This is a genomic window from Streptomyces sp. NRRL WC-3626 (assembly GCF_000718785.1).
GTDB lineage: Bacteria > Actinomycetota > Actinomycetes > Streptomycetales > Streptomycetaceae > Streptomyces > Streptomyces edwardsiae.
In genome coordinates, this window is sequence record NZ_JOCA01000014.1 from 57643 (window position 1) to 78940 (window position 21298).

The 21298-nt window shown below is 72.6% G+C and carries 23 protein-coding genes; 14 read left to right on the top strand and 9 right to left on the bottom strand.

Going from position 1 to position 21298, the window contains the following annotated elements; all coding sequences use genetic code 11:
- Window positions 1-66 precede the first annotated feature (66 nt).
- Window positions 67-951 carry an RNA polymerase sigma factor SigF gene (locus IF28_RS0121500; RefSeq protein WP_030222886.1) on the top strand — a complete coding sequence of 295 codons (885 nt, stop codon included), beginning with the start codon at window positions 67-69 and terminating at the stop codon, window positions 949-951.
- 16 nt (window positions 952-967) lie between these two features.
- Here the strand turns inward: IF28_RS0121500 and IF28_RS0121505 are convergent, their stop codons facing one another.
- Complete coding sequence (locus IF28_RS0121505; protein WP_030222888.1) at window positions 968-1426, bottom strand: ATP-binding protein; 459 nt, start codon at window positions 1424-1426, stop codon at window positions 968-970.
- Between the two features lie 147 nt (window positions 1427-1573).
- Here IF28_RS0121505 and IF28_RS0121510 point away from each other — a divergent pair, with 147 nt between their 5' ends.
- From IF28_RS0121510 to IF28_RS0121520, 3 genes are read left to right on the top strand one after another with little or no spacing between them, the layout of a single operon-like run.
- Window positions 1574-2158, top strand: a complete 585-nt coding sequence (locus IF28_RS0121510) for a PRC-barrel domain-containing protein (RefSeq protein ID WP_030222891.1) — start codon at window positions 1574-1576, stop codon at window positions 2156-2158.
- Entirely contained in the window at window positions 2155-2586 is a 432-nt protein-coding gene (locus IF28_RS0121515) for a PRC-barrel domain-containing protein (RefSeq protein ID WP_030222894.1), read from the top strand. Before IF28_RS0121510 ends, IF28_RS0121515 begins: the two co-directional genes overlap by 4 nt.
- Window positions 2587-2632: 46 nt before the next feature.
- Window positions 2633-3907 carry a streptophobe family protein gene (locus tag IF28_RS0121520; RefSeq protein WP_030222896.1) on the top strand — a complete coding sequence of 425 codons (1275 nt, stop codon included), beginning with the start codon at window positions 2633-2635 and terminating at the stop codon, window positions 3905-3907.
- An 11-nt stretch (window positions 3908-3918) separates the two neighbouring features.
- On the opposite strand, the gene IF28_RS0121525 is transcribed toward IF28_RS0121520, so the two are convergent.
- Window positions 3919-4329: a hypothetical protein gene (locus IF28_RS0121525; protein ID WP_030222899.1), complete on the bottom strand. Its 411-nt coding sequence runs from the start codon at window positions 4327-4329 to the stop codon at window positions 3919-3921.
- A gap of 312 nt (window positions 4330-4641) precedes the next feature.
- On the opposite strand from IF28_RS0121525, the gene IF28_RS0121530 reads away from it, so the two are divergent.
- Window positions 4642-5043 carry a nuclear transport factor 2 family protein gene (locus tag IF28_RS0121530; RefSeq protein WP_030222901.1) on the top strand — a complete coding sequence of 134 codons (402 nt, stop codon included), beginning with the start codon at window positions 4642-4644 and terminating at the stop codon, window positions 5041-5043.
- 75 nt (window positions 5044-5118) lie between these two features.
- Here IF28_RS0121530 and mgrA read toward each other — a convergent pair whose 3' ends face one another.
- Window positions 5119-6111 carry an L-glyceraldehyde 3-phosphate reductase gene (gene mgrA / locus IF28_RS0121535; protein WP_030222904.1) on the bottom strand — a complete coding sequence of 331 codons (993 nt, stop codon included), beginning with the start codon at window positions 6109-6111 and terminating at the stop codon, window positions 5119-5121.
- Window positions 6112-6240: 129 nt separating this feature from the next.
- On the opposite strand from mgrA, the gene IF28_RS0121540 reads away from it, so the two are divergent.
- Window positions 6241-7125, top strand: a complete 885-nt coding sequence (locus tag IF28_RS0121540; RefSeq protein WP_030222906.1) for a LysR substrate-binding domain-containing protein — start codon at window positions 6241-6243, stop codon at window positions 7123-7125.
- Between the two features lie 27 nt (window positions 7126-7152).
- Window positions 7153-7668 (top strand): mycothiol transferase, encoded by a 516-nt coding sequence (locus tag IF28_RS0121545; RefSeq protein WP_030222908.1) that lies wholly within the window; start codon window positions 7153-7155, stop codon window positions 7666-7668.
- On the opposite strand, the gene IF28_RS0121550 is transcribed toward IF28_RS0121545, so the two are convergent.
- The 3 genes from IF28_RS0121550 to IF28_RS0121560 all read right to left on the bottom strand — a co-directional run bounded on the left by IF28_RS0121550 (window position 7650) and on the right by IF28_RS0121560 (window position 10193).
- Window positions 7650-8720, bottom strand: coding sequence for an adenosine deaminase (locus IF28_RS0121550; protein WP_030222910.1), 1071 nt, complete (start codon window positions 8718-8720; stop codon window positions 7650-7652). The two genes, IF28_RS0121545 and IF28_RS0121550, sit on opposite strands and share 19 nt — an antisense overlap.
- Window positions 8721-8802: 82 nt before the next feature.
- A complete protein-coding gene (locus IF28_RS0121555; protein WP_030222913.1) occupies window positions 8803-9198 on the bottom strand; it encodes a VOC family protein in 396 nt (131 codons plus the stop codon).
- Window positions 9199-9302: 104 nt separating this feature from the next.
- Window positions 9303-10193 carry a glycoside hydrolase family 19 protein gene (locus tag IF28_RS0121560; protein WP_030222915.1) on the bottom strand — a complete coding sequence of 297 codons (891 nt, stop codon included), beginning with the start codon at window positions 10191-10193 and terminating at the stop codon, window positions 9303-9305.
- A 346-nt stretch (window positions 10194-10539) separates the two neighbouring features.
- On the opposite strand from IF28_RS0121560, the gene IF28_RS0121565 reads away from it, so the two are divergent.
- From IF28_RS0121565 to IF28_RS0121575, 3 genes are all read left to right on the top strand, one after another.
- Entirely contained in the window at window positions 10540-12087 is a 1548-nt protein-coding gene (locus tag IF28_RS0121565; protein WP_030222918.1) for an SDR family oxidoreductase, read from the top strand.
- A gap of 78 nt (window positions 12088-12165) precedes the next feature.
- Window positions 12166-12606: an SPW repeat protein gene (locus IF28_RS0121570; protein ID WP_030222922.1), complete on the top strand. Its 441-nt coding sequence runs from the start codon at window positions 12166-12168 to the stop codon at window positions 12604-12606.
- 130 nt (window positions 12607-12736) lie between these two features.
- Window positions 12737-13000, top strand: coding sequence for a GlsB/YeaQ/YmgE family stress response membrane protein (locus IF28_RS0121575; protein ID WP_030222925.1), 264 nt, complete (start codon window positions 12737-12739; stop codon window positions 12998-13000).
- 69 nt (window positions 13001-13069) lie between these two features.
- Here IF28_RS0121575 and IF28_RS0121580 read toward each other — a convergent pair whose 3' ends face one another.
- A complete protein-coding gene (locus tag IF28_RS0121580) occupies window positions 13070-13861 on the bottom strand; it encodes a GNAT family N-acetyltransferase (protein ID WP_030222928.1) in 792 nt (263 codons plus the stop codon).
- 55 nt (window positions 13862-13916) lie between these two features.
- Here IF28_RS0121580 and IF28_RS0121585 point away from each other — a divergent pair, with 55 nt between their 5' ends.
- The gene (locus tag IF28_RS0121585) at window positions 13917-14402 is read left to right on the top strand and encodes a nucleoside deaminase (RefSeq protein WP_030222931.1); all 486 of its coding nucleotides are present in this window, start codon (window positions 13917-13919) and stop codon (window positions 14400-14402) included.
- Here IF28_RS0121585 and IF28_RS0121590 read toward each other — a convergent pair.
- The gene (locus IF28_RS0121590; RefSeq protein ID WP_063829348.1) at window positions 14362-15006 is read right to left on the bottom strand and encodes a chaplin; all 645 of its coding nucleotides are present in this window, start codon (window positions 15004-15006) and stop codon (window positions 14362-14364) included. The genes IF28_RS0121585 and IF28_RS0121590 overlap by 41 nt on opposite strands.
- 261 nt (window positions 15007-15267) lie before the next feature.
- Here IF28_RS0121590 and IF28_RS0121595 point away from each other — a divergent pair, with 261 nt between their 5' ends.
- The 3 genes from IF28_RS0121595 to IF28_RS0121605 all read left to right on the top strand — a co-directional run bounded on the left by IF28_RS0121595 (window position 15268) and on the right by IF28_RS0121605 (window position 19722).
- The gene (locus IF28_RS0121595; RefSeq protein WP_030222937.1) at window positions 15268-16854 is read left to right on the top strand and encodes an alpha/beta hydrolase; all 1587 of its coding nucleotides are present in this window, start codon (window positions 15268-15270) and stop codon (window positions 16852-16854) included.
- A 79-nt stretch (window positions 16855-16933) separates the two neighbouring features.
- Window positions 16934-18028: a hypothetical protein gene (locus IF28_RS0121600; RefSeq protein ID WP_030222939.1), complete on the top strand. Its 1095-nt coding sequence runs from the start codon at window positions 16934-16936 to the stop codon at window positions 18026-18028.
- 290 nt (window positions 18029-18318) lie between these two features.
- Entirely contained in the window at window positions 18319-19722 is a 1404-nt protein-coding gene (locus tag IF28_RS0121605; protein ID WP_030222941.1) for a PP2C family protein-serine/threonine phosphatase, read from the top strand.
- A 12-nt stretch (window positions 19723-19734) separates the two neighbouring features.
- Here IF28_RS0121605 and IF28_RS0121610 read toward each other — a convergent pair whose 3' ends face one another.
- On the bottom strand, window positions 19735-21225 hold the full coding sequence (locus tag IF28_RS0121610) for a hypothetical protein (RefSeq protein WP_030222944.1): 1491 nt from the start codon (window positions 21223-21225) through the stop codon (window positions 19735-19737).
- Between the last annotated feature and the right edge of the window lie 73 nt (window positions 21226-21298).

Here is a 21298-nt window from a genome sequence, read left to right on the forward strand (position 1 = left end):
TCGCATGACCTGGGTACTCGCAGGGCTCAGGCACATGTCCGCCGGTGACGTTCGTGGGGAGAGGCAATGGAGACCGCCGTGATCCGGTCGCAGGCGCAGACGGTCGAGGAGCACTCCGCCGGAACGGGTGACGCGGGCGGGCGGGACGTGGTGGACCCGCGTGCCGTGGCCCCGCGCGACGCACGGCAGCTGTCCCGCCAGTTCTTCCGCCGGCTCGCGGAGCTGGAGGAGGGCACGCACGAGTACCAGTACGCGCGCAGCACCCTCATCGAGATGAACATGTCCCTCGTACGGTTCGCGGCCGGGCGGTTCCGCGGCCGGGGCGACGACATGGACGACATCGTGCAGACCGGCATGATCGGTCTGATCAAGGCCATCGACCGGTTCGAGCTGTCCCGCGAGGTCGAGTTCACCTCCTTCGCGCTGCCGTACATCGTCGGTGAGATCAAGCGTTTCTTCCGGGACACCACGTGGGCCGTGCATGTGCCGCGCCGGCTCCAGGAGCTGCGGGTGGAGCTGGCGAAGGCCCGCGAGGAGCTCGCCAGCCGGCTGGACCGGGAGCCCACGGTCGGTGAGCTCGCCACTCTGATGAACATCACGGAGCAGCAGGTCGTCGAGGGGCAGATCGCGGCGAACGGGTACAACTCGTCGTCGCTGGACGCGGCCCTGACCGGTGACGGCCCGGAGCACGGCGAGGCCGTGCTGGCCGACTTCATCGGTGTCGAGGAGAAGGGGCTGCGCCTCGTCGAGGACTTCCAGTCGCTCGCCCCGCTGATGGCCGAGCTCAGCGAACGGGACAGGGAGATCATCCATCTGCGGTTCGTCGAGGAGGCGACGCAGGCGGAGATCGGCGAGCGGCTCGGCTGCTCGCAGATGCATGTGTCCCGGCTGATCAAGCGGATCATCACGCGGCTGCGCGAGGGCATGCTGGGCGAGCTCGGCTGCGCCTGACGGCGGGAGAAGGGCGTCAGCCGGCGTCGACGAGGGGCAGCACCGCGCACACGCGCTTGCCGACCGGTACGCGTTCCACGCTGACGTCCCTGGCGAGTGCGCGGACGATCTCCAGGCCGTGCCGGCCGACGCGTTCGGGGTCGCGGGGGAAGACCCGGGGCAGATGGGCGCTGCTGTCGTAGACCGTCACCGTGAGCGCGGTGTCCGTGCCCTCCAGCTCGAGGATGTACGGCCCCTCGCTGTGCCGGTCCGCGTTGGTGACGAGTTCGCTGACCACCAGCAGGACCGCGCCGTCGGCGCGTTCGTCGACGACGGCGCACCACTCGGTCCTGAGCTGCTGGAGGAACTGCGCCGCGAACGACCGCGCCTCGGCGATGCATCCCGGCTCGCCGGTGAAGTGTGCCGCGCGCCGCAGCGGCTCCACGGGCACGTCGAAACCAGTCGGTATCACTGCCCCGTCCAGGTGGTAGATCATGCGCTTCTCTCTGCGAAGCCGGGCGTGCCGGACTCATCTGCACCAGTCCTGGTACCCCGACTCCCGCTCCGCATTCCACCCTGATCCGTGTGCGGCCTCGCGGGGCGGGGAACCCGGTTTTTCGCCGGGAACGGCGGAAGGGGCCCCATGAACGCACTGACGGCGGTACGGAGCCTGACGACGCTGCCCGTGGTCACCCTGGGCGGGGACGCGGTGGCGCATGTCAAGGACACGGTGTTCGACCCGGAGGCCGGGCGGATCGCGAGTTTCACCCTCACCGGCCGGACCCTGCTGTCGGGTCCGCTGCCGCGGGATCTGCCGTGGGCGGCGGTGCACTGTCTGGGCCGGCACGCGGTGATGGTCCGTGACGAGGGGGCGCTGTGCGCGCTGCCGCTGTCGGTGGCGCGCCGTGACGCCGTGCGCGGGCGGCTGCTGGGGGCGCATGTCATGACCGACGACGGCGATCTGGTGGGCACGGTGCTGGACGTCCTGGTGGAGGGCGGCACCAGCGGGCGGCTCGTCGCGTTCCGGCTGGCCGCGCACCGGGAGCTGGTGCACGGGACCCGGCACCGCAGGCACCGGGTGTACGTGCCGCGGGGTGAGGCGCTGAGCGTCTCCGGCCGGACGCTGGTGATCCCGGCGCACGCGACGACGTACGTCACCGACGATCTGCCGGCCTTCACCGCCCGGGTCGGCGCGTACCACGACCGCGGCGGGAGGGCGGCCTCATGATGCTGTTCTCGCGGGTGCGCGGGCTGCCCGTGCTGACGCTGGGCGACGCGGACCGGGTGGGGGTGGTGCGTGCCCTGACGGTCGACGCGGGCTCCGGGGAGGTCACGCACGTACGGATACGGCGCGGGCGGATGCGCAAGGAGGCCGTGGTGGCGTGGGACGCCCTGGGCGCGGTCGGCCCGGACCTGCTGATCGCGCGCCCGGCCGGCGACCCCTCCGGGGTCCCGCCCCATCACGACCTGGTGGGCAGCAGGGTGCTGACGGAGTGCGGCGAGGAGCGCGGCACCGTGCTCGACGCGGCGTTCGATCCCGCCACCGCCCGGATCGAGGCGGTGCTGACGACGCGCGGCGAACTGCCGGCCGGGCGGCTGCTGGGCCTCGGCGATCACGCCCTGGTGATCCGGACGGGCCACGGGCATCCCGGTTAGGGTCTCCCGGCGGGCGGGGCGGGCCGGGGCTGCTTAGCGTGCAGGAGTGAACGCACGTACCGCTTCCGGCCCTCCGGCGGCCCGGCACGGCTGGGCGGGGGCCCTCGCCACGGTCCTGGGCACGCTGGTCGCCATGGGGCTGGTGGCCGCGCCGGGTCTGTGGGCGGCCGGCGCCACGGACCTCCCCGGGGACTCGTTCCCCCGGGTGCTGGCGGCGACCCTGGTCACGGCGGTCGGCGGCTCGGTGAAGCTCTCCGGGGACGCCGGTGAACTGGCCGGTACGGAGGGCGGCCTGACGGTGATTCCGCTGTCCGTCACCCTCGCCGGGGCGCTGGTCGCCGGCTGGGGGTTCCTGCGTCCGCTGCGGCACCGGGCGGTGGCGGGGGCGCCGGAACTGGCCGGGTGGGCGGCACGGATCGCCGTCCTGTGGCTGCTCGCGGTGCTCGGTCTCGCGCTGGCCGCACGGCACACGTACGAACTGTCCCTCGGGGAGGGCCCGCTGGGCGACCTGGGGGATCTGTTCGGGATCAGACCGGTGGTGGGGTTCTCCACCGATGTGGTGCCGACCGTCCTGATCGGTCTGGTGTGGCTGGCGGGCGTACTGCTGGTGGCGCTGATGGTGTCGCGCGGCGCCCCGCTGCCGGCCGGGCTGCTGCGCCTGCAGACGTCGCTGCGGCCGGCGGCGTACGCGATGCTGCTGCTGTTGGTGGCCGCCGTCGGCATCGGCCTGGTGATCGCGCTGGTCGTCGCCGCCACCCGGGGGCATCCGGCGGGCACGTTCGCCGTGATCCTGCTGGGGCTGCCCAACGTGGTCTGGCCGGCGCTGACGATCGGGCTGGGTGCCACCTGGAACGGCAGGGTGGAGGGGCCGTTCGGGCTGCCCATGCCGCAGGTGCTGGACGAGGTGCTGCGCGCCCCGGACGTCTCCGCACTGAATCTGGGCACCCTCACCGAACACGACGGCGGGAAGTGGTGGCTGCTGCTGGTGGTGAGCGCGGTGCTGCTGTGCGCCGCCGCGTTCGTGATGGCGGCCGGCTCCCCCGCCCGGGTCCGGGCGTGGCAGCACGCCGTGCACATGGCGGTGGCGCTGGCACTGACCGTGCTGATGATCTGCCTGATGGCCCGGATCTCCGCGCGGATCGGCCTGTCCGTGCTCGGCATCGGCGAGCTGGGCGAGGGCCTGTCCGGGCAGGTGCTGCTGAGGCCGCGGCTGTGGGGCGCCCTGGGGCTTGCCCTGCTGTGGGGCCTGGCCACCGGGTTCGCGGGGGCGTTCCTGGCGCGCGCGGTACGACGTCCGGAGGGGGCGGGGGCCGAACGCTGACGCGGGGCCGGTCAGGCGACCGGGACGCCGATGCCACGGGCGGCGCGCTGCATGCGCAGGGCGTCCACGGACTCGGCCAGCAGTTCGTACTCGGTGGTCTCGTCGCCGGTCGCGAGGCGCACCATCCGTCCGGCGGCGAGCGTCTCGGCCACCTCATCCTGCCGGGCGACGTCCCCGCACCAGGTGCGCAGCACATCGGGTACGTCGGGCACGTCGTCGGCGACGGGGACGAGCGCACCCGGCGGTAAGTGCTCGGCGTCGGGCCGCGGGTCGAGGCGCTCGGCGATCCACAGGGCACGGTCGCGCAGCCACCACAGGGCGAGGGCGAGGGTGGGCGCCCGGTAGGTTCCGAGCGGTACGCCGATGCGCCGGCCGTCACAGACTCCGTAGGCGGTGACATGGCACAGGAATTCGTCGTGCACATTCCCTCCCCCGCTGCGTCGCTCGCCCGCCGGGCCGGGCCGGCTGCCCGCCTCGTGGCTCGCATGCTGTGCGTGAGTGCGCCGTCGCGCGGTGTGAAGCGCTCTCATTGTCGAGTATGTTCACCTCTGAAACACTGTCACCATGTGTTTCCGGCCAGACTCCTGGCATATTCACCGCCCGGCGTGGCCGAAACCGTGCGGTGATGGCCGGCGGACGGCATATGACCTCGGGGGTAATCGACGTCCGTGCGGGGTGGCGGGCACTGTGGGGGTGTCCGACCGGCAGACACGATCTCACTTGGGGGATTCGCCATGACCACAGCCGCACATCGTTACGACGCCGTCGTCGCCCGCTACTTCGAGGCCTGGAACGCCGAGGGTTCCCAGGCGCGTGCCAAGGCCGTCGCCGACGTCTGGACCGCGGACGGGAGCTACACCGACCCGCTGGCCGACGCCGTCGGCCACGAGGCGATCAGCACGATGATCGGGGCGGTGCGTGAGCAGTTCCCGGGCTTCGAGTTCCGGCTCACCGGTGCCGTGGACGGCCATCACGACACGGCCCGCTTCTCGTGGGAACTGGTGAACGCGGCTGAGGGCACCCCCTCTGGGGAAGGCTCGGCGCCGGTCGCGGGGTCCGACGTGATCACGCTCACCGCGGACTCCCGCATCCGCGCGGTATACGGCTTCCTGGACCGCGTCCCCGCGGGGGCGTAGCCCACGTCCGCCGTCCGCGGGCCGTCGTGCCGCCGGGGCGGCACGACGGCCCACGGACGGGCGCGGTGCCCGGCGTCAGCGCTTCACCGCCGCGTCGATGCGGGTCAGCTCCTCCTTGGTGAAGTCGAGGTTGCGGGTGGCCGCGACGCTGTCCTCGAGCTGGCGGGGGCTGCTCGCTCCCACCAGGGCGGAGGTGAGGCGGCCGCCGCGCAGGACCCAGGACAGGGCCAGCTGCGCCAGGCTCTGCCCGCGCGCCGCCGCGATGTCGTTGAGCGTGCGCAGCCGGCCGACCAGTTCCTTGGTGACGGCGTCGCTGTTCAGGAAGGGGCTGTCGCTCGCGGCACGCGAGTCCTCCGGGATGCCGTCGAGGTAGCGGGCGGTGAGCAGGCCCTGCTCCAGCGGCGAGTACGCGATGGAGCCGACCCCGAGCTCGTCCAGGGCGTCCATCAGCCCCCCGTCCTCCGGGCGGCGGTCGAGCATCGAGTAGCGGGGCTGGTTGATCAGCAGCGGGGTGCCCAGCTCGCCGAGGATGCGGGCGGCCTCGCGGGTCTGCTCCGCCGAGTAGTTGGACACGCCCACGTACAGCGCCTTGCCCTGCTGGACCGCCGAGTGCAGCGCGCCCATCGTCTCCTCGAGCGGAGTCTTTGGGTCGAAGCGGTGCGAGTAGAAGATGTCGACGTACTCCAGGCCCATCCGGCCCAGGCTCTGGTCCAGCGAGGACAGCAGGGACTTGCGCGAGCCCCATTCGCCGTACGGGCCGGGCCACATCAGGTAGCCGGCCTTGGTCGAGATCACCAGCTCGTCGCGGTACCGCCCGAAGTCCGACGTCAGCGCCTCGCCGAGTGCGGACTCGGCCGCGCCGGGCGGGGGCCCGTAGTTGTTGGCGAGGTCGAAGTGGGTGATGCCCAGGTCGAAGGCGCGGCGCAGGATGGCCCGCTGGGTCTCGGCCGGACGGTCGGGACCGAAGTTGTGCCACAGGCCGAGCGAGAGCGCGGGGAGCTTCAGGCCGCTGCGTCCGGTGCGCCGGTAGGGCATGTCCGCATAACGGTCGGGGTGGGCGGTGTACAACACGACTCCAGGGGGGGTTGGCACACATGACTGACGGTTCCGTCGAACCGTCCCTCCACTCTGTCGTGACCTGCGGGCAGTGGTCCAACAGAAGAATCCGATGGAATTCAGCGGATACGCTTCTCAATCATGGAACTGCGTCACCTCCAGCACTTCGTCGCCGTGGCCGAGGACCAGCACTTCACCCGCGCGGCGGAGCGGCTGATGGTCTCCCAGTCGGGCCTGTCCGCGTCCATCCGCGCGCTGGAGCGGGAGCTGCAGACGCCGTTGTTCGTCCGGACGACCCGCAGCGTGACGCTCACGGAGGCGGGGCGGGCCCTGCTGGCGGAGGCCGAGCGGATCCTGGCGCAGGTGCGCGCCGCGCACGAGGCGGTGGCCGCCGTGCAGGGCGTACTGCGCGGCACCCTGGCGCTCGGCACCGAGCAGTGCATCGCGGGGGTGAACGTGCCGGAGCTGCTCGCCACCTTCCGCCGGCTCCACCCGGACGTGGAGATCAGGCTGCGGCAGTGGGGCTCGGCCGCGCTGGCGGAGGAGGTGGCGGCGGGACGGCTGGACCTGGCGTTCGCCTACCGCACGGAGGCCGATCCGGAGCAGCTGCGGTCCATGCCCCTGACCAGCGAGCCGATGACCGTGCTGTGCCACCCGGACCATCCGCTGGCGCGGGCCGGGGCGCCGCTCACCCCGCACGACCTGGCCGACGAGGTGTTCGTCGACTTCCACCCGGACTGGGGTCCGCGCCGGGCCACCGACGCCGCGTTCGCCGCCGTCGGCGTACGGCGCACGGTGGCGCTGGAGGTCAACGACGTGCACAGCCTGCTCGACCTGGTCGACGAGAACCTGGGCGTCGCCGTCGTACCGCGGCACTTCCGGCACAAGCGGGAGGCCCTCACCGCGCTCCCGCTGAAGGACACCGGGGAGGCGGTGTACGAGACGGTCGCCCTGGTGCCGTCACCGCGGGCGGCCAGTCCGGCGGCGCGGGCGCTGATGGCCCTGCTGGGCGACGGGGGCGCGTGAGGCGCGCCGATGCGCGAGGCTGGGGGCATGCATGCCAAGGACATCCTCATCGACGGCTTCGGCCGCGTCCAAGAAGAAGTCCACGCCGCCGTGGAGGGCCTCGGCCCCGACGCGCTCAACGCCCGGCCCGGCCCCGACGCCAACTCCGTGACCTGGCTGGTGTGGCACCTCACCCGGGTCCAGGACGACCACATCGCCGACGCCTTCGGGCTCGACCAGGTGTGGCTCTCGCAGGACTGGGAGAAGCGCCTGGGCCTCGGGCTGCCCCGCGCCGACACGGGGTACGGCCACACCTCGGCGAAGGTCGCCGAGGTGCGGGTCGACTCCGGTGACCTGCTGACCGGCTACCACGACGCCGTGCACGAGCGGACCGTGGGGGCGCTGCGCGCGCTGACGGCCAAGGACCTCGGGCGCGTCGTCGACGAGCGCTGGGATCCGCCGGTCACCCTGGGCGTACGGCTGATCAGCGTCCTGTCCGACGATCTGCAGCACGTCGGACAGGCCGCGTACGCGCGGGGGCTGGTTCAGAGCGCCGAGGCGTAGCCCGGCAGGACGACGTCGCGGAGGAGGGCGTTGCGCTCGTCGAACGGCAGGAAGGCGCTCTTCACGGCGTTCACCGTGACCGTGCGCAGGTCCTCGACCGTCCAGCCGGCCTGCTCGACCAGCAGGGACATCTCGCGGGTCATGGTGGTGCCGGAGACCAGACGGTTGTCGGTGTTGAGGGTGACCCGGAAGCCGAGGTCCTTCAGCGCGGTGACGGGGTGCCCGGCGATCGAGATCGCGGCGCCGGTCTGGAGGTTGGAGGTGGGGCACATCTCCAGCGCGATCCGGCGGTCGCGGACCCAGCCGGCCAGGCGGCCCGGTTTGCCGTCCACGATGTCGTCGGTGATCCGCACGCCGTGCCCGATGCGCTGGGCCCCGCACACCTGGAGCGCCTGGTGGATGCTGGGCAGGCCGTGGGCCTCACCGGCGTGGATGGTGAAGGGCACGTTCTCACGGCGCAGATGCGCGAAGGCGTCCAGGTGGTCGGCCGGCGGGAAGCCGTCCTCGGCGCCGGCGATGTCGAAGCCGACGACCCCGGCGTCCCGGAAGGCGACGGCCAGGTCGGCGGCCTCGCGGACCCGGTCGAACATCCGCATGCCGCAGAGCAGGGTGCCGACCCGGACGGGCGTCCCGGCGGCGGCCGCCTTGGCCCTACCGGCGGCGAGGCCCTCCTGGACGGTCTCCACGACCTCGCGCATGGTCAGCCCGCCCCTGGTGTTGAGCTCGGGGGCGTAGCGCACCTCGCCGTAGACGACTCCGTCGGCGGCCAGGTCGAGCACGTACTCCTCGGCGGTGCGCAGCAGGCCCTCGCGGGTCTGCATGACGGCGAGGGTGTGCTCGAAGGTGGCGATGTAGCGGACCAGGTCGCCGGAGTTCGCGGCCTCGACGTACCAGGCGGCGAGCTCGTCGGGGTCGGTGGTCGGGAGGGTGTGACCGACGGCCTCCGCCAGTTCGACGACGGTCGCGGGTCGCAGTCCGCCGTCGAGGTGGTCGTGCAGCACGGCCTTGGGGAGGCGGCGGAGGGTCTCGGTGTCTATGCGCGTAGATGACATGTGCGGTGGTTCCTCGGCGGGTGGTTCGGCGGAGACGGGACGGACCGGGGGCGGCGCCGGGACGGGGGCGGCGCCGGACCGGTCAGGGAGCGGCGGGCTGGAGCAGGTCCCAGCGGTTGCCGTACAGGTCCTGGAAGACGGCGACCGAGCCGTACGGCTCGTGGCGCGGCTCCTCCAGGAAGGTCACGCCGGCGGCGGTCATGCGCGCGTGGTCGCGGGCGAAGTCGTCGGTGTGCAGGAAGAAGCCCACGCGTCCGCCGGTCTGGTCGCCGACCCGGGACCGCTGGGCCTCGCCCTTGGCACGGGCGAGCAGCAGTGCGGCGCCGGTGTGCCCGGCGTCCGGCTCGACGACGACCCAGCGGCCGCCGTCCGGCCGGGGCGCGTCCTCGGCGAGCCGGAAACCGAGGGCCTCGGTGTAGAAGCGGATCGCCTCGTCGTAGTCGTCGACGACGAGGGTGACCAGGGGAACGCTTCTCATCGTGACCTCTCACAGGGGGGATTGACCGGAGAGGTTATACGTAAAACCACCGAACGCGCCAATCCCGCTCCGGGGCGATGCCCGGAGCGGGATCGGGGAGGGCGTCAGCAGTACAGGTTGGCGCCGGGGGACGTACCGAGGATCTGGGTGAACCGCTGGTACGTGCTCACCCTGCTCTGGACCTGCGCCGGGTTACGGCCGTCGCACTCCAGGGAGCCGTTGATGCTGCGGATCGTCTGGCCGAAGCCGGCCTGGTTGACCATCGCGTTGTGCGGGGTCATGGAGCCGGGACCGGACTGGGTGTTCCAGTACCACAGGGCCGTCTTCCAGGCCACGGCCGCGTCGTTCTGCACCAGCCAGGGGTTGCCCAGCAGGTCGATGCCGAGCGCGTCGCCCGCGGCCTTGTAGTTGAAGTTCCAGCTGAGCTGGATCGGACCGCGGCCGTAGTAGGCGGCCTGGCCCGCCGGGCAGCCGTAGGGCTGGCCCCAGTCGCAGTAGTGGGGGTAGTTGGCGGTGTTCTGCTCCACCACGTGCACCAGGCCGCCGGTCTCGTGGCTGACGTTGGCCAGGAAGGCGGCGGCCTCCTGCTTCTTCACCGTGTCGCCGCCGGTGTTGGCGAAGCCGGGGTAGGCGCTCAGCGCGGCCTTGAGCCCGCTGTAGGTGTAGAAGGAGTTCCGGCCCGGGAACATCTGGTTGAACTGCGCCTCGGACACGACGAAGGTGCCGGCGGGGGTGTCCGAACCGCCGTCGCAGGCGTACGGCTCCCAGTACCAGGTGCTGATGATCGGGTCGTAACCCGGGTTGGCGTGTTCGGCGATGTACGCCCGGCCGTCGGTGTAGCGCACGATGTCACCGGCGTTGTACGACCGCCCGGCCACCCAGTTGGGATAGCTGGAACAGGAGGCCGCGGAGGCGGAGGCCGCGGGCAGCAGTATCGGGGCACTGCCGGCGAGGACGAGAGCGGCGGTCAGAGCGGCGACGCGTCTTCTCGACAAGGGATCAACTCCTTTGCGGAACACGGCCGCTCCCGGGCGAGGGCATGCTGGTGCGAGGCCTCGCCCGCACGTGCCGGCGGGGCCGGTCACGGCTGTGGGGGCGGCCGTGGTGGGGGGTGTGAAAGCACACTCAACCGCTTTGGTCTGTACCAGTCAAGGGTTTAGACCAGTCATCGTGGCCTGGACCTTTCGGCCGGCACCGGCGGCACGTGCGGGGCCGGCCCGGCGCCGCCGTGCGCCGAGCGCGCGCACGCGTTGCGGTGCGCGCCGAACGGGAGTCGGGTTGTACCGATCCGTGATTCCGGGGAACTGATCGCAGGACATCACCCGACGCGAGGAGGACACCGTGACGGCGGCATCGAACAACGGCACCGGGCCGGAACCGCTCTGCCTGGTCACCGGGGCGACGGGCTACATCGGCGGACGGCTGGTGCCCGAACTCCTGGACGCCGGCTACCGGGTGCGCTGTCTGGCCCGTTCACCCGACCGGCTGCGCGACCATCCCTGGGCGGGCCGCGCGGAGGTGGTCCGCGGCGACGTCACCGATCCCGCGTCGGTGGCCGCGGCGCTGGAGGGCGTGAACGTGGCGTACTACCTGGTGCACGCGCTGGGGTCGGGCCACGACTTCGAGGAGACGGACCGCCGCGCGGCGCGGATCTTCGGCACGCGGGCGCGGGAGGCGGGCGTACGGCGGCTCGTCTACCTCGGCGGTCTCACCCCGGCCGGCGTTCCCACGCGGGAACTGTCCCCGCATCTGCGGTCGCGGGCGGAGGTGGGCCGGATCCTGCTGGACTCGGGGGTGCCGACGGCCGTACTGCGGGCCGCGGTGGTGATCGGCTCGGGGTCGGTCTCGTTCGAGATGCTGCGGCACCTCACCGAACGGCTGCCCGTGATGGTCACCCCGCAGTGGGTGCACACCCGGATCCAGCCGGTCGCGGTACGCGACGTCCTGCGTGCGCTGGTGGGCTGCGCGGGCATGCCCGAGGAGGTCAACCGGGCCTTCGACATCGGCGGCCCGGACGTGCTGACGTACCGGGAGATGATGGTGCGGTACGCGGCCGTGGCCCGGCTGCCGCGCCGGGTGATCGTGCCGGTGCCGCTGCTCACGCCGGGGCTGTCCAGTCACTGGGTGGGGCTGGTCACGCCGGTGCCCGCGTCCGTCGCCCGGCCGCTCACCGAGTCGCTGCGGCACGAGGTCGTCTGCCGGGAGCACGACATCGCGCGGTACGTGCCCGATCCGCCCGGTCATCCGATCGGCTTCGACGAGGCGGTCCGGCTCGCCCTGAAACGGGTGCGCGAGGCCGATGTGGCGACCCGGTGGTCCTCGGCGTCGGTGCCCGGCGCGCCCAGCGATCCGCTGCCCACCGACCCGGACTGGGCGGGCGGCAGCCTCTACACGGACCGCCGGGAGCGGACGGTGGACGCCTCCCGGGAGTCCCTGTGGCGGGTGATCGAGGGCATCGGCGGGGAGAACGGCTGGTACTCCTTCCCGCTCGCCTGGGCGGTGCGCGGACTGCTGGACCGGCTGGTCGGGGGCGTGGGACTGCGCCGGGGACGGCGGGACGCGGCACGGCTGCGGGCCGGTGACTCGCTGGACTTCTGGCGGGTGGAGGAGATCGAGCCGGGCCGGCTGCTGCGGCTGCGGGCCGAGATGCGGCTGCCGGGTCTGGCCTGGCTGGAGATGTACGCCGGGACGGACGAGGCCGGCCGCACCCGGTACCGCCAGCGCGCCCTGTTCCATCCGCACGGACTGCTCGGCCACCTCTACTGGTGGGCGGTGTCCCCGTTCCACGCCGTCGTGTTCGGCGGTATGGCCCGCAACATCGCGCGGACCGCCGCCCGTGCGGCGACCACGCCGAACTCTCCGTCAGATCTACACATAAAGGAAAAATAAGAGCAGAATGGGCTCAAGCGGCTCATACCGCAAACCGCACCAGACGCGGTCAGGCCTGCCAGTCAAAGGAGACGACTCATGGCCAACGTCTCGCACCCGCGCGGTGATATCGCCAGCCACCCCGACGCTCCCGAAATGCGGCAACGGTACGACCGTATGCTCGGCGGTCGCGATGTGGCCCTGATGGACGGACCGGTGTTCCTGCTCGGTCTCTACTGTGCGGTGTCCCCGTGGATCCTCCACTACACGACGAGCCAGCCCGCGCTCGTGACCCACAACCTGATCGTGGGCATCGCGATCGGTCTGCTCGCCCTCGGGTTCACCGCGGCGCCCGCGCGCATGTACGGCCTCAGCTGGGCCATGTGCGCACTGGGCGTGTGGATGATCGTCTCGCCCTGGATCGTCGGCAGCGGTCCGGACGCCGGCGTCATCTGGAACAACGTCGTCATCGGCGGCCTCGCCGTGCTGCTGGGCGCGGCGTGCGCCACCACGGCCGCCAGGAGCGGCGGCCGGCCGTAGGGACGGCCACGAAAGGAGTCGGGCGCCGGTCCGCGTGCAGCGCGGGCCGGCCCTTTCGTGTCCGGGCGGGAGTGTCCCGACGGCGCGGGGGCAGACGCAGTGCAGCGGAGGTCAGGAAAAGAGGGGTGAGATGGAGATAGACGGCATCATCAGCGCGATCGTCATCGGAGTGGTCATCGGCGTCCTGGGCCGGCTCGTGGTTCCGGGCCGCCAGCGCATCGGGGTTCTCTGGACGATCCTCGTCGGTATCGTCGCCGCGCTCATCGGTTCGGCGGTCGCCGCCGCGTTCGGGGTGGCCGACACGGACGGCGTCGACTGGGTGGAGTGGCTGATCCAGATCGGGCTCGCCGCGGTGGGGGTGACGGCGCTGGACCGAGCGAAGTCACACCGCTGACGCCGCCACCGGCCCCGTGCCGCCCAGCCGCGGGCAGTCGTGCCGCCCCAGCGGCACGACTGCCCGCGGCTACGGGAGCTGCGGTGGTGTGTATACGTATGGCCTCGTCGTGGTCAGCGGGGTGAGGCCGAGGTGTTGGAGGATGGGGCGGCTCCGGGAGGACGCGTCGACCTGGAGGTGGGTGTAGCCGCGGGCCGCGGCGATACGGGCCCGGTGGGACACCAGGGCTCGGTAGATGCCCCGCCCCCGCCAGGCCGGTACCGTACCGCCACCCCACAGCCCCGCGAACCGCGTCCCCGGCACCAGCTCCATACGCGCCCCGCTCACCGGCTCCTCACCGGCCAGCGCCACCACCGCCACGACCGCGTCCGGATCGGCGGCGAGCCGGTCCAGCAGATGCGACCGGAACCGCGAGGCGTCCGCCCCGAACGCCTTCTCCTGCGCCCGCGCCATCAGGTCCACGCCCGCCCGGTCGGTGACCGGCACCAGCCGAACCCCCTCCGGCGGCTCCGCGTCGAGCACGGCGCCGGCGATCTCACCGATCATCAGCGTCTCGACCGGCTCGGCCACGAACCCCGCCGCCACCAGCCGCTCCCCCAGCTCCACCGGCCGGTCGTGCCCGTACAGCTTCCATTCGAACTCGCGCCCGAGCGCGCCGAAATAGGCGATCTGCTCCGCGATCGCCGCGTCCGCGTCCGCCGCCGACTCCAGTCCCGACCAGACGACGCCGTTCCAGCCGTGCGCGGGACCCGTATGGCGCACCACGGCGCCGACGCGTTCGACCCGTGCGCCGGGGCCCTCGGGCCGCGCGCCCTCGCGCAGCTCACGGTCGAACAGGGCGAGTACGCTGCTGGGATCCATGCCGCCGACCCGACCACGCCACCGCCCCCGGGGGCAACGGGATTAGGCTGGCGCCATGCCCGTGAACGATGACGAACTGCCGTATCTGCGCCGCTGTGTGGAGCTGGCGGCCGAGGCGCTGGAGTCCGGGGACGAGCCGTTCGGGTCGGTACTGGTGGCCGGGGACGGCACCGTACTCGCCGAGGACCACAACCGTGTCGCCTCCGGGGACCGCACCCGGCACCCCGAGTTCGAGCTGGCCCGCTGGTCGGCGGCGCACCTGAGCCCCGCCGAACGGGCCGCGGCCACGGTGTACACCTCGGGCGAGCACTGCCCGATGTGCGCCGCGGCCCACGCATGGGTGGGCCTCGGCCGCATCGTGTACGTGGCGTCCTCGGAGCAGCTGGTGTCCTGGCTCACCGAGCTGGGCGTGCCCTCCCCGCCGGTGCGGCCGCTGCCCGTCGCCGAGGTCGCCCCCGGTGTGACCGTCGCCGGTCCCGTCCCCGAACTCGCCGACGAGGTCAGGGAGTTGCACCGGCGCTTCCACCGCGGACGGGACTGACCCGCCGGGCCCCGCGGTACAGGGCGACCCCGCCCAGGAACAGCGCGGCACCGGTGCCGAGGACCGGAAGCGTCCGGTCGGCGCCCGTGTGGGCGAGGGCGACGGTGTCCTTCGGCGGGGCGGGAAGCGTACGCGGCGGGGCCACGGGCTCGGGCTCGGGTTCCGCCGGGCGGGCGGGCCGTTCGCCGGGGGTGTTCGTGGAGCTGTTGCCGACGGCGGCGTTGCCGGCACCGGCCACGTTCACACTGTTCCCGCTGATGTCGACCGGCAGGTCCACCGGCAACCGCACCCCGTTTCCGGAGACCACGCCCGGCGAGCCGTGCGCGCCGCTCACCGCCGTGGCACCCCCAGAACGGCCGCCCGGGTCCTCGTCGACGCAGGCGTTGCCCGCGGCCGGATTGAGCAGACCCACCACGTTCACCGTGTTCCCGCACACGTTCACCGGGATGTGCACCGGGAGCTGGACGGTGTTGCCCGACCCCGCACCGGGCGAGCCGGCCGCGAGGCCGTCCGCACCGGCGTCGGCGTACGCCGGCACCGCCACGGCCATCGCGCCCGACGCCGCGGCGACGGCGATCACACCATTTCGGGTAACCCGTCTCATCGCTTCCCTGCCTTCCGGACATGGTCGCGAGCGCTCGCCCGCACCGATGGGAACGGAACTGCGGCATCCGGGTTATGGGTCATCCGTATGCCGCAGCCGGTTCACCCCATCGGGCGTCCCCCCACTCGAACCCCGGGCAAAGACCGTCGAACTCACGACGCCCGAACACCGCAGCGGGCCCGCGCCGGACCGACGGGCGTGAGCCCTGGGCCCCGCTTATGGTGGGCGAGGGCGCCGGTCGGGGCGTCCTGGGAGGCATCGATGCTGGCCAAGCTGTCGAAGCGATCCGCGGTGCGGCCCTCGGTCCGGCGCTGTGCGGCCACCGGGGCGGTCGGCCTGGCGATACTGGGCTCGGGGCTGACGGCCGCCGGCCGTACGGATCCCGGCCCAAGCCGGTTCCACGACCAGAAGATCGAGTGGGCCGCCTGCGACACCCCGGACCTGCCGAAGGATCTGCAGTGCGGGACGGTCACCGTGCCGCTCGACTACGCCGATCCGGGCGCGGGCACCCTCGAACTGGCCCTCGCCCGCTACCGCGCCTCCGGCGACCCGCGCGGCTCGGTGCTGCTGAACTTCGGCGGCCCCGGCGGCTCGGGGGTGCTCGGACTCGCCCACGGCCGCAAGGACTTCCTGGGCCTCACCGAGGACTACGACGTGGTCTCCTTCGACCCGCGCGGTGTCGGCCGTTCCTCACCGGTCAGCTGCGGCACCGACGCCACCGGCCAGGCGCTGGAGGCGACCGACGGCGAGGAGATGGCCGATCCGCGTGACACCCTGCGGAGGTTGCGCGAGGTGGCCGCCGAGTGCGCCGAGCACTCGGGCCCCGTCCTCGAGCACATCGGCACCGTGGACGTCGCCCGCGACCTGGACGTGATGCGCCAGGCGCTCGGCGACAAGAAGCTCAACTACCTCGGCTTCTCGTACGGCACCCGGATCGGCGCGGTGTACGCGGCCGAGTTCCCCGGGAAGGTGGGCCGCATGGCGCTGGACGGTGTGGACACGCTGACCGAGCCGCTGGCCGAGCAGGGGCTGGCTGGCGCCCGGGGCCAGCAGACCGCGCTGGAGAACTTCCTGACCTGGTGCACCGGGGAGCTCGCCTGCCCGTTCGGGCAGGACGCGCGCAGCGCCCGCGAACAGGTGGTGGACCTGGTCCACTCGCTCGACGAGAACCCCGTACCGACCGACTTCGGCTACGAGTTCACCGGACAGGACCTGGCCGGCGCCATCGGCCAGGGCCTGTACGCGCGGGAGATGTGGCCGCTGCTGCAGCGGGCGCTCGCCCAGCTGATCGAGGACGGGGACACGCGCGGGGTGGAGAGTCTGGCGACCGGCGGCATGACGCGGCCCGTGCCGCGGCGGGCCGACGACCCCCTCGTGGACCCGGACGAGGTCCCGCTGGACAATCTGCCGGCCGCGCTGATGGCGGTGAACTGCGCGGACGACCCGGACCGGCCCTCCGCCGACCGGGTGACCCGGGACCTGGCCCGGCTGCGCACCGCCTACGAGGAGGCCTCGCCGGTGTTCGGGCCGTACCGGCTCGCCCAGGTGGTGCTGTGCCACGGCCGCCCCAGGGGGACCGACTTCATCCGCGAGCGGGTCAAGGACGTCGACACGCCGAAGATGCTGCTGGTCGGCACCCGGGGCGACCCGGCCACGCCGTACCGCTGGACGGTGGAGACCGCCGAACGGCTCGGCCCGTCCGCCGTGGTGCTGGACAACCGGGCCGAGGGCCACACCGGCTACGGGGCGTCCGAGTGCGTCCACCGCGCGATCGACGACTTCCTGCTCTACGGTTCCCTGCCGCGCAGCGGGAGTTCCTGCGGCTCCGAGGAGGACGGCCGCCTCTGAGCGGCCGCCCGGCCCCCTCGCGGACGCCGGGCGCTTTGCCCCGAATGCCCTGTCGGGGAATTGGCCCTATGGTGCTGTCATGGAGCACGATCTGAGCCCCGCGACCCTTGCCGAGCTTCGCCGTCCGCGCCCCTACCCCGCGGTGTCCGTGCTGACACCGACGCACCGGCGCGATCCCCTCAACACCGAGGACGCCGTACGTCTGCGCAACGCGGTGGCCGAGGCCAAGAAGAAGCTGGAGTCCGATCCCGCGGTCACCCGGGACCGGCGTGCCGACGTGGAACTGCAGCTCGACCGGGCGCTGTCCGAGGTCGATCTGGCGCACTCCGAGGACGGCCTGGTCATCTTCGCCGCGCCGGGTGAGCACCAGGTGTGGTCGCTCGCGCGCAGTGTGCCGGAGCGCATCGTCCTGTCGGACACCTTCCTGACCCGCAACCTCGTCTCCGCGCACACGGCGGAACGGCCGTTCTGGGTGCTGTCCGTGTCCGCGGACCGGGCCACGCTGTGGAGCGGCGGCGTGGACCGGGTGACCGAGGAACACGCCGGCGGCTTCCCGCTGATCCGGGAGGAGCCGAACTTCGACCCCGAGCGTCAGGAACAGGTCGGCGACCAGCCGAGCAACTTCCGTGACGAGGACACCCGCCGGTTCCTGCGCGACACGGACACCGCGATGGCCAGGGTGCTGCGCGGTCACCCGAGGCCGCTGTACATCACCGGGGCGCCCGCCGCCCTGTCCCTCATGAGCGAGGCGGGCCAGGTGGCCCGGGACGCCGTACAGGTGCCGCACGGCGGGCTCGCGCACGGCACACCCCAGGCGGTGTGGCAGGCCGTACGTCCGGTGCTGGAGGCGGAGGCGCGCAGGAGCACCGAGGACGTGGGCCGGGCGCTGGAGTCGGCCCGGGGGCGCAAGGAGTTCGCGGCCGGGGTCGACGAGCTGTGGCGGAACGCCCGCGAGGGCCGGGTCCGGCTGCTGGCCGTGGAGGAGAACTACCGGATCACGGTGCGCGACGCCGGTGACCATCTGATCGTCGCCGAGGACGGTGACCTGGACGCCCGCGCGGACATCGTGGACGAGATCGTCGAGCAGTGCCTGGAGACGGGTGCGGAGGTCCGCTTCGTCCCGGACGGCACGCTCGGGGACGCCGACGGGATGGCGGCGGTGCTGCGCTACTGAGGACGGGGTGACCCACCGGTCTTCCCCCCATGAACACCTGTGCGTCGAACGTGCGCGTGAGTGCCGGCGCGAATCGACGGTACGTCATGTCACTTGCGTACCATGGGAGTTGAGACACCAAGAGGGCCTCTGACGTATTCCCGGGGGTAACCCCGCAAAGACGGTGGCATATGCCTTAGGCACCGCCTTATCGTGTGTTGCCGAATCCCTTACAGGCAGTCGCGGGCTGTGCGACAGTCGTAACGGTCCCTCCGCCTGAAGGCCGAACCGTTCCCGCATCGGAGTGCGTCATGCCGTCCCACCTCTCCGCGGACCGTCCAGCCGCCCCGCCGCCAGGACGCGGCCCGGTCGACGCGCTCATCTCGCAGACCCGGCGGCTCAAGGGCGAGGTGGACGCCGTACGCCAGGACACCCCGCAGGACACGGCGGACCCGCGCGAGCGCTTGCGGCGCGCGCTGTGCGACCTGGCGCTGCGTCAGCTCGACGATCTGGACCGGCACCTGGCCCAGCTGCGGGACGATCCGCCGGCCGCGCCGGGCCGGCTACCCGCGCCGCGGCAGGAGGCCCTGCTCAGCCGGGTCGGCAGCGCGGAGTGGGATCTGCTCACGGACGAGGTCCGCTGGTCCGGTGAGCTGTACCGGATCCTGGGCCGGGACCCGGCCGCCGCCCCGCTCACGCTCGACGAACTGCCCTCGCTGGTCTGCGACGAGGACCGGCCCAGGCTGACCGCGATGGTCACGGGCTGTCTGGTCGACGCCCGGCCCATCGACGGGGAGTTCCGTGTCCTGCGCCCGGACGAGGGCGTACGGACCGTGCACATGATGGGCGAACCGGTGCTCGGTGCCGACGGCAGCACCGCCTCGATGTGGGCGGTACTGCGGGACGTCAGCGAACTGCGCCGCTGCCGGCGGGCGGTGAGCGAGACCCGTGACTCGCTGCACCGCCAGCGGCACGCCGCCGCGCGGACCGAGCACCGGCTCGCGGTCGAGCTGCAGGAGGCCGTGCTGCCGACGTGGCACGGCCCCCTGCGGCTCCCGCCGGCCGGCCCCGGAACCCTCGACCTCGCCGGGGCCCATCTGCCGCCGTCGACGCACACCCGGATCGGCGGCGACTGGTACGACGCCCTGGAACTGCCCGACGGCGCGACGCTGCTCAGCGTCGGCGAGCTGACGGGACACGGGATCGGGGCGGCCTCGGGCATGGCGATGATGCTCGGCGCCGTACGCGGCATGGCGATGACCGGCACCGCGCCGGGACCGCTGCTGGCCTGTCTCGACCGATTACTGGACGCCACCGCACAGCCGGTCCTCGGCAGCGCCGTCTGTCTGCGCTACCGGCCCGGCACCCGCTCACTGCTGTGGGCGCAGGCCGGGCACCCCGCCCCGCTGCTGTTCCGCGGCGGGACGGGGCGGGCGCTGGACGCGCCGGACGGCGTCCTGCTCGGCGCCACCTCGGGCGCCTCCTACGGACAGGCCGAGGAGACCCTCGTAGCGGGTGACGTACTGCTGCTGCACACCGACGGGCTGGTGCCCGGGCACGCCGGAGCCACGGCCGTACGGCAGTTGCTCGAACTGGCCCCGCACTTCGCCGCCGCACACACCGCACAGGACTGTGTCCGGGCGGTCGTACGGGAGTTCGGCGAGCGGGAGCGTGACGACGACGCCTGTGTGCTCGTCGCGCGGGTCACCCCGTAGCGGGTCCGGGCGTCATGCCCGGGCGCTGCCGCCCCTGCCCTTCTGTTTGGGCAGCACCAGTTCGATCTCCTCCCTGAGCTCCTGGATCCTCGGATAGGAGGAGTACTCGGCGGTGAGCCGGTACATCTGGCGCAGCCGGTCCCAGGTGCGGCGCGAGGAGTTCTGCCCCATCGACACCAGGGCGAGGCGCGCGAACCGGTCGGCCTGCTCGGGGTCGTCGGCGATGAAGCAGGCGGACGCCATGGACAGGAAATCGAAGATCTTCGACCGCTGCTGTGCGTCGACTCGCAGAGCCAGCGCCTTGTCCGCGTAGTGCTGGGCATGCCTGGCCGCGTCCGGTTCGAACTCGGCGAGCGTCCGGTACGCCAGGGCCTGCATGCCGTACAGGTCCGCCTCGTTGAACAGCTGCATCCAGTTCGGCGGCGGCACGTCCCCCTTGTCGGAGACGAACAGGTCCTCGGCGCGGCCCAGGGTGCGGCGCATCGCCTGGCCCTTGCCCATGGACGCCTGCGCCCACGCCTCGACGGTGTGGAACATGGCGCGGGTGCGCGGCAGGACCTCCTCGCCCGATCCCGACTGGGCGAGCTTCATCAGGTCCATCGCCTCGTCGGGCCGGCCCAGGTGCACCATCTGGCGGGCCGCCCGGGACAGCGCCTCACCGGCGCGCGGCCGGTCACCGCCCTCGCGGGCCGCGTGAGCGGCGATCACGAAGTACTTCTGGGCCGTGGGTTCCATGCCGACGTCGTGCGACATCCAGCCGGCGAGGACGGCGAGGTTGGCGGCGACGCCCCACAGGCGCCGCTGGAGATGGGGTGGGTGGTGGTAGGCGAGCATGCCGCCCACCTCGTTGAGCTGGCCGACCACCGCCTTGCGCTGGAGGCCCCCGCCCCGGGCGGCGTCCCAGGCGCGGAACACCTCCACGGAGCGCTCCAGTTCCTCGATCTCCTGCGACCCGATGGGGGCGGCCTCGTAGCGGTCGAAGCCGGCCGGCTCGGCGTGCAGGGGGTCGTGGAGGCGGGGTGCGTCGGCGGTCAGGGCCGGATCGGTGTGCAGCCAGTCGTACATGGCGCTGCTGAGTGCGGAGCCCGCGGTGAGCGCGGCACCCGCGCCCACCAAGCCGCGTCGGTTGAGCATGAGGTCCATTCCCGTGAATTCGGTGAGGACCTCGGCTGTCCGCTCGGGCGCCCACGGCACTCCGTCGGGATGTTCCGCATTCCCGCCGCCCTGCCGTTTCCCCGTACGCCCGTGCCGGACCAGACCGAGATCCTCGATGGTCACGACACGGCCGAGACGCTCGGTGAACAGGGCCGCCAGCACCCGCGGTACGGGATCGCGCGGGATCTCTCCCATGTCGATCCAGCGCCGCACCCGGGAGGTGTCGGTCGCCAGCTGGGGGTGGCCCATGGCCGCCGCCTGCCGGTTGACCAGCCTCGCGAGTTCGCCCTTGGACCAGCCGGCCAGGCCGAACAGGTCCGAGAGCCGGGTGTTGGGTTGTCCGCTCACGTCAAGCCCCCAGGTTCTCGGCTGAGTTGACAGTAGCCCGGTGCAGGTTGCCGGGCGACTATTCGCCAGGGTT